Raw genomic sequence first — 12,826 nt, 5'->3', positions numbered from 1 at the left:
CCCTGTTTTTTTGCTACAGAACTCACGTTTTCAACCTCCCCTTCGCGAATAATCCCTCTTTACTTTTCAACTTTTAACGTTTGTAAGTATGCATTTAATGCATCAATTTGATCATCCGTTAAGTTGCCATATTTGCCAGTCATTTTGTTTCCTGGCTTCATATTTTCAGGATCTTTCAGCCATTTTTTTAAGTTTTCTTCATTGTTTTCGGCAATACCGGCAACCATATCGCGATCCGCAAAGTTTGCTAAGTTTGGTGCGATACGAGCGGAAGGTGGTCTACTATCATTAGATCCAACTGCATGACAACCAATACAGCTTTTATTAAATATTTCTTGGCCCTCTTGCGCCTTTGTTGAAGCTACTTCTTTCTTCCCATCAATCTTCTTCATATCAGCAAGCCATTTTTTGTACTCGCTTTCATCTAAAGCTTTCACTTTAAATTGCATTAAAGAATGTGATGGGCCGCAAAATTCTGTACAAAAACCATTATAAGTGCCCGATTTATCTGCCTTTAACCACATTTTGTTCACATTGTCTGTATTTGTATCCATTTTCCCTGCTAAAGATGGAACCCAAAATGAGTGTTTAATATCGGCACCCTTCAAATTTAAATACACTTTCTTACCTGTGGGGATGACCAAATCTTGCGAAGTTACTATCTTTTCTGATTTATAAGAAAATTCCCACCAATAAAGATTCGCTGTTACATCAACAACGATAGTATCTTTATCAATATTCTTTTTCTCCATCGCACTTACATCAGCAAGTTTGAATGTATATGTAACTGTTGGAACAGCTAAGATTAGTAAAAGAATAATCGGAATAACTGTCCATATAATTTCTAGCTTGTGATTCCCTTCAACTTGCTCTGGAATATAATCTTCCTGACCTTTCTTTTGTCGGAAACGCACAATTACATATAAGAAAATAATAGTAACTACTAGTACTACTCCTACCATGATTGCACTCGCCAGTAGAAGTAAATCATATTGCATTTTTGCTACTTCTCCTTGCGGAATTAAAGTAGATTGAAAGGCTTTACCGCATCCCCCTAACAGTAAAGCCAGCAGTGAAACGAACGAAAGCAGTCGCCACTGTTTCTTCATACAAACAACCCCCACTTTCCTTGTGAATTAGATTGTACTTTATAGTTAAGTAAAGTAAATCTCAACGTAAAGAAATCCAATTATGTCGTTGTCTTAGAAGAATGTAACTACAATCATTGATACAAATAAGATTGTTAAATAATTTAGGGAATAAACAAACATTTGCACGGACCATTTGATGTCATCTTTCTTACGGAAGCCATAAAATCCTAAAACGATCCATCCGATGTTAAGCAGTGTTGCAATTACCATAAATGTTATCCCTAGTCCACTCATATAAAATGGTAGTGGTAATAAACATACTGTCCAAATCATAATTTGGCGTTTCGTAATTTCAAATCCATGAACTACAGGAAGCATTGGAATTCCTGCATTTCGATATTCATCAACACGTTTCATTGCTAATGCAAGGAAATGTGGGATTTGCCAAATAAACATAATTAAAAATAACATCCAAGCAATTGGATGGCCTAAAGATGGATCGATTGCTGCCCATCCAATTAAAGGAGGAACTGCACCAGATATACTACCTACAACAGTATTTAGTGTATACTTTCTCTTTGTCCATAAACTATATAGAACAACATATGTGAAAGCACCAATAAATCCCATTAAGACTGCCATTGGTGTTGTTAATAATAAAAATACAAAACCAAGAAGTAATATGACTAGTCCAAATGTAAGTGCAAATCCTGGTTTATACTTTCCAGTAACCGTTGGACGGGTCTTTGTTCTTTCCATTAATGGATCGATGTCTCGATCAATGTAGTTGTTTAAACAACATACCCCTGCCATAACTAATCCAGAACCAACGATTGTAAAGAATAACTTATCCAGATTGTCCATTACACTTAATCCATTAAAGTGTAATGCCAACCAAAATCCTGTAAATACAGTAAGTGTATTTGAGTTTACAATTCCCATTTTAACGAGTGCTTTTAAATCTTGTAACCGAGTTGTTTCCGGTACACTTGTAACAGCGGACTCATCATGCAGCTCACTTGTTGCATGGTTCATCACTCTAACCCCCTCTTAAAACTTTCATCTTTCTTTTTGCGCATATTTCAAATGAAATAATTCGCTTCTATATAGCAATATTATTACAGTAGAAACATTGTTAACCCATTCTACTACTAATCTACGCCCATACTCCAATATATTAAATCATATTTCCCGAACATTTTGTGAAGAAAACATGAACTTTTTGTGTCGAATATAAAAAACTTCATTCTGACTTGTCCTTATCATAACATGATGTTACCTTCTATAATAAACTATTTTGTCTTATTTAACACGTATTCTCCCCATTTCTTTTCAAAATAGCCTATTTTCCACCCAAAATTTTCCTTAGGAACCCTGTTTTTACACCTATTTTCTCCCCCTTTCCTTCCCCCTCCATTTCTTTGCTATTTTATTATTTTTTATATATCATAGGAACTAGCGCGTTTTATTCTATACATAATGGAATGAAAATATTTCGCAATAACTTCATAGCAGAAAGATGGTGAAAGAGATTGCAACGCTTTATTAAATGGTTAGCAGTCATTACAAGCCTTGATTTATTAATAGTTTTATTAGGAGGCGCTTTAGTTACAAAAACAGGTTCTGGTCAAGGTTGTGGTAAATCATGGCCACTTTGTAACGGTGAATTTGTTCCATCTAATTTATCAATGGAAACTATTATTGAACTTAGCCACCGATTAACATCAGGATCAGCTGGAATTCTTGTCACTCTCCTTTGTATTTTGTCCTGGAAATATTATAAACATGTGCGTGAAACAAAAACGTTAGCAATTTTATCCTTCGTATTTTTAGTTGCACAAGCATTAATGGGAGCAGCAGCAGTTGTTTGGGGCCAAATGCCAGCTGTACTTGCTATCCACTTCGGTATTTCCTTAATTTCATTTGCTTCTGTCATTTTATTAACGTGTCTTATCTTTGAAATTGACCAAAAATTTGATGCACGTTCACTTATTATGGACAAAAAAATGAAATTTCATATTTATGGTGTAACAATTTACAGTTATATCGTCGTCTACACAGGTGCTTTAGTACGTCACGAACGAGCTAGCTTAGCCTGTCCAGACTTTCCTTTATGTAGCAAAAACAGACCTATGCCAACTCAACTACATGAATGGGTTCAAATGGGCCATAGAGTTGCAGCGATGTTAATTTTCGCTTGGATACTATACGCGATGATTCTCGCTATTCGCCATTACAAACAGCAACCTGTCGTATATTGGGGATGGATCATTTCATTTATCCTTGTTACACTTCAAGCTGTAGTAGGAGTTTTAGTTGTATTTACAAACGCTAGTTTAGCAATGGCATTGTTACATTCTCTATTCATTTCTTGCTTGTTTGCCGTACTATGCTATTTAGTTATGTTAGGAACAAGAAGTAAAGTGAATGCAAAAGAAGCCGAATTAACTTCTAAACAAACAAAATAATTTAAAACTAAAATCCCTTGCCAATTCGGCAAGGGATTTTTTGCAATAAAAAAAGAGCTGTATTTTACACAGCTCTTTTTTTATTTTAGTGATCTAATTCAATAAGTAAATCACCCGTTTGAATCGCATCACCATCGTTAACATATACTTTCTTCACTTTACCATTGAACGGCGCTTGAACTGTCGTTTCCATTTTCATCGCTTCTGTAATTGCCATAGAATCGCCTTTTTTCACTTCATCGCCTTCTTTTACAACTACTTTAATTACCGTTCCTGGCATCGTTGCACTAATATGATTTGGATTCTCACGGTTTCCTTTCACACGTTGTGCAACTGTTGCTTTTACACTCTCGTCTTTCACGATAATTTCACGTGGTTGACCGTTAAATTCCAAGTAAAGGACACGATTTCCATCCGGCTGAGGTTCTCCAATTGATACTAGTTTAACCATCAATGTTTTACCCTGTTCAATTTCTACATCAATTTCTTCACCTAGTCTCATACCATAGAAGAACGTCGGTGTATCAAGTACAGATACATTTCCATAAAGCTCAGCAACTTTTTCATAATCCATAAATACTTTTGGATATAAAGCATATGCAACTACATCAAAAATCGTTACTTCGCGTCCAAGTTTATGGAATAATTCTTCTTTTAACGCTTCGAAATCTACTGGCTCTAGTAATTCACCTGGTCTTACTGTTAATGGCTCTTTCCCTTTTAAAATAATCTTTTGTAATTCTTTCGGGAAACCACCGTACGGTTGACCTAAATCACCAGAGAACATTTCAACAACAGATCCTGGGAAGTCCATAGCATGTCCACGCTCTAAAACATCTTGTTCTGTCAGATGGTTTTGAACCATAAATAATGCCATATCACCAACAACTTTTGATGATGGCGTTACTTTTACAATATCTCCAAACATGTCATTCACACGGCGGTACATTACTTTCACTTCATCGAAGCGATCTCCTAAACCAACCGCCTTCGCTTGTTGCTGAAGATTACTATACTGCCCACCCGGCATTTCATGCATATATACCTCTGTATGAGGCGCATTCATACCACTTTCAAACGGTGCATAGTATTTGCGTACATCTTCCCAATAATGAGATAGTTTTTCTAAAGAATCTATATTAACATCTGGTTGTCTTTCGTTTCCACCTAATGCATAGTATAGCGTGTTCGCACTTGGTTGTGACGTTTGACCAGCCATAGAACTCACTGCTACATCGACGATATCAACACCCGCTTCAATTGCCTTCGTATACGTTAATATACCATTTCCACTCGTATCGTGCGTATGCAGGTGAATCGGAATCGACACTGTCTCTTTTAATGCAGAAACTAAATCATATGCTGCATTTGGTTTTAATAAGCCCGCCATATCTTTAATACCTAAAATGTGAGCTCCTGATGCTTCTAACTCTTTTGCTAAATTTTTATAGTAATTTAAATCATATTTACTACGCAGTGGATCATGGATATCCCCTGTGTAGCACATTGTTGCTTCTGCAATTTTACCAGTGTCTCGTACAGCGTCAATTGCAACTCTCATGCCTTCCACCCAGTTTAAGCTATCAAAAATACGGAATACATCAATGCCTGCTTGAGCAGAACATTCCACAAATTTTTGAATTAAATTATCTGGATAGTTTTTGTATCCAACTGCGTTTGAAGAACGAAGTAACATTTGGAATAAAACGTTCGGCATTTTTTCACGAAGATCTAGTAATCGTTCCCATGGATCTTCTTTTAAGAAACGATACGCAACATCAAACGTTGCACCGCCCCACATTTCCGCTGAGAATAGGTTCGGTAACATTCTCGCTGTTGGCTCCGCAATTTGATGTAAATCTTTTGTACGAATACGAGTTGCAAGTAATGACTGGTGTGCATCACGGAATGTTGTATCCGTTAAAAGTACACGTTTTTGATCCTGTACCCATTTTACTAATCCGTCCGCTCCACGCTCGTCCAAAATTTGTTTCGTTCCATTTTGGATTGGCTCTGAATGTTTTAAACATGGAATACGAGCATCTGGGAATATTGGTTTTTCTTTTTTACCTACTCCTGGGAAACCATTTACTGTTACTGTACCAATGTAATTTAACATTTTCGTTCCACGGTCTTTACGTTTCGGGAACAAGAACAATTCAGGTGACGCATCGATAAATGAAGTATCATATTCTCCTGATAAGAAGTTTTTATGTTTTACTACATTCTCTAGGAATGGAATATTTGTTTTAATACCACGAATACGGAATTCTTTTAAGTTACGTTCCATTTTTGCAGCAGCTTGCTCAAAAGTAAGTGCCCAAGTTGTAACTTTTACAAGTAAAGAATCGTAGTACGGTGTAATAACTGCACCTTGGAAGCTATTTCCTGTATCAAGACGTACACCAAAACCACCGCCTGATCGATACGCCATAATTTTTCCTGTATCCGGCATAAAATTATTTAGCGGATCTTCAGTTGTTACACGAGATTGAATTGCAAATCCATGTACAACTACTTCCTCTTGCTTCGGAACACCTACCATTTTGCTATGTAATGAATGTCCATCAGCTATTAAAATTTGTGATTGAACAATATCTACTCCCGTAATCATTTCTGTAATCGTATGTTCTACTTGAACACGTGGATTTACTTCAATAAAGTAAAACTCATCATCTTTTACAAGGAATTCTACTGTTCCTGCATTTAAATAATTTACATTTTTCGTTAACTTCACAGCAGCATCACAAATACGCTGACGCAGATCATCTGAAAGTGATACACTCGGTGCAATTTCTACAACTTTTTGATGACGACGTTGTACAGAACAGTCACGCTCGTATAAATGAACAACATTGCCTTCTTCATCTGCTAAAATTTGTACTTCTATATGTTTAGGTTTTTCAACGAATTTTTCGACGTAAACTTCATCATTACCAAAGGCTGCTTTCGCTTCTGATTTCGCTCGATTATATGATTCTCCTAATTCCTCACTAGTACGCACAATACGCATACCACGACCGCCACCCCCAAGGGATGCTTTAATAATAATCGGGTAATCATACTTTTCAGCAAATTTTTCGACTTCTTCTAATGAATTTACTGGACCATCACTACCAGGTATAACTGGAATTTGTGCTAGCTGCGCTTGTGTTCTTGCTTTCACTTTATCTCCAAACATATCTAAATGCTTACTTTTCGGACCGATAAAGATAATTCCTTCTTCTTCACAACGTTTAGCGAATTGAATATTTTCTGACAAGAAACCATATCCAGGGTGGATTGCATCTACATGATTACTTTTTGCAATCTCAATAATGCCTTCAATATCTAGATAAGCATCAATTGGTTTTTTTCCTTCCCCAACTAAATAGGACTCATCGGCTTTATAGCGATGATAAGAACCACTATCCTCTTTAGAATAGATTGCAACTGTTTTTAATCCAAGTTCCGAACAAGCTCGAAACACACGAATTGCAATCTCTCCACGGTTAGCTACCAATACTTTTTGAATACGTTGCAGCTTTGTCATGATTTTCCCCCTCTACTTTCCTACCACTCTAGAGATAAAATATATACACACCTTAAAAAGCGTGAAGTTCTTCACTTTCCACATTATATTATACTTAGAAAGCTTCACTTTATTTTTATCCATCATACCTTATTTTTTAACAAATGATAAGTTTTCTGTGCAATTTGTTTCACAAAAATAGTATAGCATACCTCTTCCTTTTCTAACAACTTAATTGTATATCACATTAAACTAAATGTGATATATTGTTTAACCGGAAGATACATTAATACATCACATTTAAAACTACTTAAAAATAAAAACACATCATGCTCTAAAGCACAATGTGTTTTTATTTTACAACTACAAGATGTGGTCCATTTTGTTCTTTTTCTTTCATTAATCCATTCTGTTGTTTCTCTTGTCGTTTCACGTGACTAGCAATATTGAGTAGTATCCCCATCGCAAGTAGATTAGCTAATAAAGAACTACCACCGTAACTGACAAACGGTAATGGTACTCCGGTAAGTGGTATTACTCCAGACATACCACCAACATTAATAAACGTTTGAACTCCAAACAAGCTTGCAATTCCGATAGCTATTAAACTTCCAAATGGATCTGTACACTTTTGTGCGACTCTAAATGATCGAATAATTATAAGCAATAAACAAATCAAAATGATTGCTACGCCTATAAAACCAAGTTCTTCCGATATAATTGCCATAATAAAATCCGTTTGTGGTTCTGGTAAATAACCATACTTTTGCACACTATTTCCTAATCCCCTACCATTAAGCCCTCCAGAAGCAATTCCAATAAATGAATTCACCAATTGGAATCCATCCTTTTGAGGATCATTAAACGGATCAAGGAAAACAGAAAAACGTGCCTTTTGATATGGATTTAATGCATAATTGCCAAGAAGATATAGTGCCGGAATCCATACTATAGAAGTTAAAGCAATTCGTTTAATCCATAAGTTAACCTGTACTCCCGAACAAAGGAACATAATTCCTACTGTTCCTGCAATTAACAAATCAGTACCTAAATCATTTTGCTTTAATATTAAAAACATGATTATACCAACACCAATGAGTACTGGACCTGACCCTTTGAAAACAGGTGTATTCGTTTCTTGTCTTTTCGCAAAAAAATGAGCTAATATGAGTATAACCGTTATCTTTACAAATTCCGCAGGCTGTATTCCAAATATCCATCCGTTTGCACCGTTTACTGACTTAGTGAAAAAGGCAGCTGCAGCTAATAAAGCAACACTAGCACCGTAACTCCCCAACAAAAAAATTCGTTTTCTCCAAACTTTATATGGGATAGTAGCAATAATTATTAATACTATTGTCCCAACAACTAAAGTAATTAATTGTCTTTTAAAAAAGAAATTTGCTGGTTTATCAAATCGCGAAATCGCAACAATGGAACTAGAACTATATACCATTATTACTCCCAGCACACATAAGATAACAAGAGGAAGTAACAATGAATAATCCATTGATTTCCATACTTTTTTCATTTCATTTCCTCTTTCTGTTTCAATTTAATTATTGTTGTATTCCATATGTACATTGATTCTTCCTGCTTTATTATACAAATAAAAAGCTCAAACTAATTTAGTTTGAGCCCCCTTATTTGAACCCGTTATTGTTGTTTGTTTGTAAATGCTTCATGAAGTGCAGATAACTCACGTTCGAGCTCACCTAACATTGCTTTCCCTTGTTCTTCTGCAATAAGACCAAGGCGAACTGCAAAATCGACCTCGCGGGATAGTCCAAACATTTGTGTGTCTAACACTTCTTCATATAATGGACATTGCGGCATTGTAAGATGGTCCATTTGCACCTTAATAAGTCTTAAAATCTTCTCTGCATCCGCTTGTAGAAGGGCTAGTGCCTTTTCCTGATGATTTGCTACTGTCTCAGACGCCAAATTGATTCCCTCCGTTTCCGTCCTACTCTCCTCTATCCTATCTATTAATATTAGCGATAGTTTTAATAAATTGCAATAGAAACATTTTTTGTGACAACAGTGTCTAATACTATTATACTGAAAAGTGGGAGTATAACACAAATGGGGGAACAACAATGAGCGAAATTTTATTTATTAACGGAAAAGTACGTTTTCCAATCACTATTGATCCAACTGTTTGGATCTTTGATGATCGAAAAGTAGATTTGACAACTTACTTTGATGAAACTAGAGAAAACACGTCTGAACTAGAAACTTATTTAAAAAACACTTCAGAACATTGGGATCGCGAAATCCGTGATGGTGCCGCTTTTCCTCCAATACAACAAAGTGTGAAGAAATATAAAAAAGAACAGCTGATTACTGGAACATTTGGTATACCATTTCATCCATTCCTTGCTAACGCTGAAATTTTAGAGGACGCTACGCAAGTTGAAATTGAAACGGTAGATCATACAATGACACTTCCATTAGAAACTGTCAAAAATGCTATACTAGGCTTTTCAAAAGAAGGAAAACCATTAAAAGAAGACGGGCCTGTTCATCTCTATTTCAACGATGGATCTAATCAACAAAATCCAATCCGTAACATCCGTAAATTTACAATTATTTAAAGAAAAGGAGTGAGCTTAAGCTCACTCCTTTTTACAATAAATCTGCTGCTAGTTGAGCTAAATTAGATCGCTCCCCTTTAACAAACTTCACATGACCACTAATACGCTGTTCTTTAAACTTCTCTACAACATACGTTAAGCCATTATTATATTCATCTAAATATGGGTGATCAATTTGCTGAGGATCTCCCATCAATACAATCTTACTCTTTTCCCCTACCCTAGTTAATATCGTCTTCACTTCATGCTTTGTTAAATTTTGTGCTTCGTCAATGATAATGAACTGATCTGGAATACTTCTCCCGCGTATATAAGTAAGGGCTTCTACTTCAATCGAACCCATTCCAGCTAAAATAGCATCTAACTCTCCTGGCTTTTTCGTATTAAATAAATACTCTAGGTTATCAAAAATTGGCTGCATCCATGGTCTTAATTTTTCTTCTTTTTCTCCTGGTAAATAACCGATATCTTTTCCGACTGGAACAATTGGTCTTGCCACAAGTAATTTTTTATATAACCCTAAGTCTTCTGTTTGCATAAGTCCCGAAGCTAACGCAAGTAACGTTTTTCCTGTGCCGGCTTTCCCCGTTAACGTTACAAGCGGAATATCTTCACGAAGCAACAATTCTAATCCCATAATTTGCTGCACGTTTCTTGGTCGTATCCCCCACACTTGTTCATTGTGAAAAATAAGTTTCTTTACCTTCTTCCCTAAGTGATCCACAATGCCAAGCGCAGAACTAGAGCCCCCTAATGCATCTTTCATTACTACAAATTGATTTGGGTAAAAAGGATGATTCGCAATTTCAGATAGAGGCAATTCACCTTTCTCATAAAAATAATCCAATTGTTCTTTTGATATATATCCTTCTAAAAAACCAGAATATATATTTTCTACTTCAATTACGCGATCACTTAAATAATCTTCAGCCTTCAAACCAATTGCATCAGCTTTTACCCTTACGAGTACATCTTTACTTACTAAAATAACAGACTTCCCGTCCTCTTTTTCCTGTTCTTCTAAAGATAGATTTTTTGCTACAGCTAAAATTCGATTATCATTTGTTTTTTCTACAAAAATATCTTGTAGTTGCACAAATGAACGATGGTTCAATTCAATACGAAATGTTCCGCCGTTTTCTAGCGGGATACTTTCATGCAGCTTTCCTATTTCACGAAATTTATCTATTAACTTAGATACATAACGAGCGTTTCTTCCTACTTCATCCATATAACGTTTTTTCGAATCAACCTCTTCTAATACAACTGCTGGAATCACTACTTCATTGGTTTCAAATGAAAAAATAGATAAAGGATCCTGCAAAAGTACATTCGTATCTAACACATAAATTTTATCCAACCTGTTACCCCCTGACTCCACTTTTAAATTTGTAGAACAAGGGTTTCATCCATAAAATATGGACGAACCATTGTTATAATTATATGTACCGTGTAAACGAGGTAGAATCGAAAATCATAGTCATTAAACCTTTTATTTATTCTTTATTCATTTCTATTCAATATATTACTTTTTATTATAATTATTAACGTTAAATCACAATAACCGACTACAAAAGTGAATAAACGAATTTCTTATTTAGCATCTTTATAATTCTCTTATCCCTACTAACACTTCGTTATCCAGCTTTTTCGCTGCCCGAAGATCATATGTTTTTTCATATGTTGGTTCAATTGCAAGTTTCGCTCCATAAAACATAACATCACGCACTTCTTGCACCTTTACTTCTATTACAGTTAATTTTAGAGAAATACCTTCCATTCTATCTGTCAAAATTTCACCTGCACCACTTATAGAAAATACGGATTCATTCGCCATTATAGTCAATACCACACCTGTATTATGACGTATATTTTCCACAATACGTGAACGTTGATCTACTGCAAATCGAATACTAGTTTCACTCACTGCATACACCCAAGAAATAGCACTTACGTTAGGAACTTGTTTTTCGAAATCTGTCGTTGCTATCATAACAATACACTCTTTACGCAACGTTTGTACTAAATCCTCTGTTAAGGTAGGCTCTACTACATTCGCCATATTTTCACCTCCAAATATACTTGGTATATCCTTATCATAACTTATTTTTTGAATTGCGAAAATATTATTTTTTCCCACTATTATTCAAAAACATTATACTTCCATGATATACTTATACTGATAGAATTCGTATTGAGGTGACGAAATGAGAGTCAAATGTATGATTTGTGATAAAAAAGATATGTTAGATGATGAAAATCCTATGGCAAAAAAACTGCGTAATCGCCCTATTCATACATATATGTGCATGGAATGTTCGGAACGAATTGCAGAGCGTACAATGGAACGTCATGCAAGTGGTAATTTCCGATTATATCGTGATAAAAAAATCGAAGATGATTGGTAAAATGTAAATAAGTCCTTACTCATATAGATAAGGACTTATTTATATTTTTCTGGTTCACGATTCATCTGATCCAAAAAACAATCAATGGCTTCTAACGGAAACCTTGCAGATTTCCGTTCTCCATTTATTTCATATGTAATTAAATACATTTCCTCGTTCTTTTCGACTTCCACATTTCTTAATTTATGTTCTTCATATACCATATTTTGAAATAACAAATATGTTTCTTTTGCAGCACTATCATCTGGACGTGCTTCCGCAACTGTTTTAATTGTTAACCAATTATATAGTGCATCTTGTACTGAACGCATGAAAACTCCCCTTTCTTATCCTGCTTTTTGTTGTTTCGCTTGACGCAAACGCAGTCTATAAATTCCAAGTACAATTGCCGCTACAACAAGTCCTTCTCCAACAGGTAAAAACACAGCAAAAAAGGTTAATACTGTGCATCCAATTGCTAATGATATGTATATCACAATATTTTTTAGCACAGACAACTTTCTAGCAAACCCTAAATTATAAACGAGAGCACTTAATATAATAATCGTCCCATAAAGTAACCACATTCCTAACTCTGGATTTTCATCTACCTTACACAATTTTGCAAAAAAAGACATCCTTTCTAACACACTCTTCCCCCCCTAGCAGTAAAATGCAATTTTCTTTATACACTTAATACAAGAGTAACTCGCAAAAAAAATACTGTCCACAAAAAAAGTAAATATTCTAAAAAATAAACAAAATAAAAAAA

12 protein-coding genes are annotated in these 12,826 nt (G+C 35.2%); 3 read left to right on the top strand and 9 right to left on the bottom strand.

Annotation, left to right across the window (positions count from 1 at the left end):
- Nucleotides 1-59: 59 nt before the first annotated feature.
- On the bottom strand, nt 60-1,109 hold the full coding sequence (gene coxB, locus ACTFSL_RS22145) for a cytochrome c oxidase subunit II (protein ID WP_000745268.1): 1,050 nt from the start codon (nt 1,107-1,109) through the stop codon (nt 60-62).
- 93 nt (nt 1,110-1,202) lie between these two features.
- Complete coding sequence (gene ctaB / locus ACTFSL_RS22140) at nt 1,203-2,126, bottom strand: protoheme IX farnesyltransferase (RefSeq protein WP_001015058.1); 924 nt, start codon at nt 2,124-2,126, stop codon at nt 1,203-1,205.
- A gap of 497 nt (nt 2,127-2,623) precedes the next feature.
- On the opposite strand from ctaB, the gene ctaA reads away from it, so the two are divergent.
- Nucleotides 2,624-3,559, top strand: a complete 936-nt coding sequence (gene ctaA, locus ACTFSL_RS22135) for a heme A synthase (RefSeq protein WP_001188743.1) — start codon at nt 2,624-2,626, stop codon at nt 3,557-3,559.
- Nucleotides 3,560-3,644: 85 nt separating this feature from the next.
- On the opposite strand, the gene pyc is transcribed toward ctaA, so the two are convergent.
- The 3 genes from pyc to ACTFSL_RS22120 form a co-directional block, all read right to left on the bottom strand.
- The gene (gene pyc, locus ACTFSL_RS22130; protein ID WP_000164087.1) at nt 3,645-7,091 is read right to left on the bottom strand and encodes a pyruvate carboxylase; all 3,447 of its coding nucleotides are present in this window, start codon (nt 7,089-7,091) and stop codon (nt 3,645-3,647) included.
- A 331-nt stretch (nt 7,092-7,422) separates the two neighbouring features.
- Nucleotides 7,423-8,601, bottom strand: coding sequence for an FtsW/RodA/SpoVE family cell cycle protein (locus ACTFSL_RS22125; RefSeq protein ID WP_000758402.1), 1,179 nt, complete (start codon nt 8,599-8,601; stop codon nt 7,423-7,425).
- A gap of 125 nt (nt 8,602-8,726) precedes the next feature.
- Entirely contained in the window at nt 8,727-9,014 is a 288-nt protein-coding gene (locus ACTFSL_RS22120; RefSeq protein ID WP_000135694.1) for a YlaN family protein, read from the bottom strand.
- 155 nt (nt 9,015-9,169) lie between these two features.
- Here ACTFSL_RS22120 and ACTFSL_RS22115 point away from each other — a divergent pair, with 155 nt between their 5' ends.
- Nucleotides 9,170-9,667, top strand: a complete 498-nt coding sequence (locus ACTFSL_RS22115; RefSeq protein ID WP_001289809.1) for a hypothetical protein — start codon at nt 9,170-9,172, stop codon at nt 9,665-9,667.
- Between the two features lie 31 nt (nt 9,668-9,698).
- Here the strand turns inward: ACTFSL_RS22115 and ACTFSL_RS22110 are convergent, their stop codons facing one another.
- Together ACTFSL_RS22110 and ACTFSL_RS22105 are read right to left on the bottom strand one after the other, a co-directional pair.
- Nucleotides 9,699-11,027 (bottom strand): PhoH family protein, encoded by a 1,329-nt coding sequence (locus tag ACTFSL_RS22110; RefSeq protein WP_000358083.1) that lies wholly within the window; start codon nt 11,025-11,027, stop codon nt 9,699-9,701.
- A 246-nt stretch (nt 11,028-11,273) separates the two neighbouring features.
- Entirely contained in the window at nt 11,274-11,729 is a 456-nt protein-coding gene (locus ACTFSL_RS22105; RefSeq protein WP_000024593.1) for a pyridoxamine 5'-phosphate oxidase family protein, read from the bottom strand.
- Nucleotides 11,730-11,874: 145 nt separating this feature from the next.
- On the opposite strand from ACTFSL_RS22105, the gene ACTFSL_RS22100 reads away from it, so the two are divergent.
- A complete protein-coding gene (locus ACTFSL_RS22100; protein WP_002082250.1) occupies nt 11,875-12,075 on the top strand; it encodes a YlaI family protein in 201 nt (66 codons plus the stop codon).
- A gap of 35 nt (nt 12,076-12,110) precedes the next feature.
- On the opposite strand, the gene ACTFSL_RS22095 is transcribed toward ACTFSL_RS22100, so the two are convergent.
- Complete coding sequence (locus ACTFSL_RS22095; protein ID WP_001258151.1) at nt 12,111-12,386, bottom strand: hypothetical protein; 276 nt, start codon at nt 12,384-12,386, stop codon at nt 12,111-12,113.
- 15 nt (nt 12,387-12,401) lie between these two features.
- Entirely contained in the window at nt 12,402-12,704 is a 303-nt protein-coding gene (locus ACTFSL_RS22090) for a YlaH-like family protein (protein WP_000893662.1), read from the bottom strand.
- Nucleotides 12,705-12,826: the final 122 nt, after the last annotated feature.

The organism is Bacillus cereus group sp. MYBK108-1, from assembly GCF_051917185.1.
In the GTDB taxonomy this organism is placed as follows: domain Bacteria; phylum Bacillota; class Bacilli; order Bacillales; family Bacillaceae_G; genus Bacillus_A; species Bacillus_A cereus.
The sequence above is the reverse complement of the archived record's forward strand: the minus strand, read 5'-3'. Positions and strand labels throughout refer to the sequence as shown.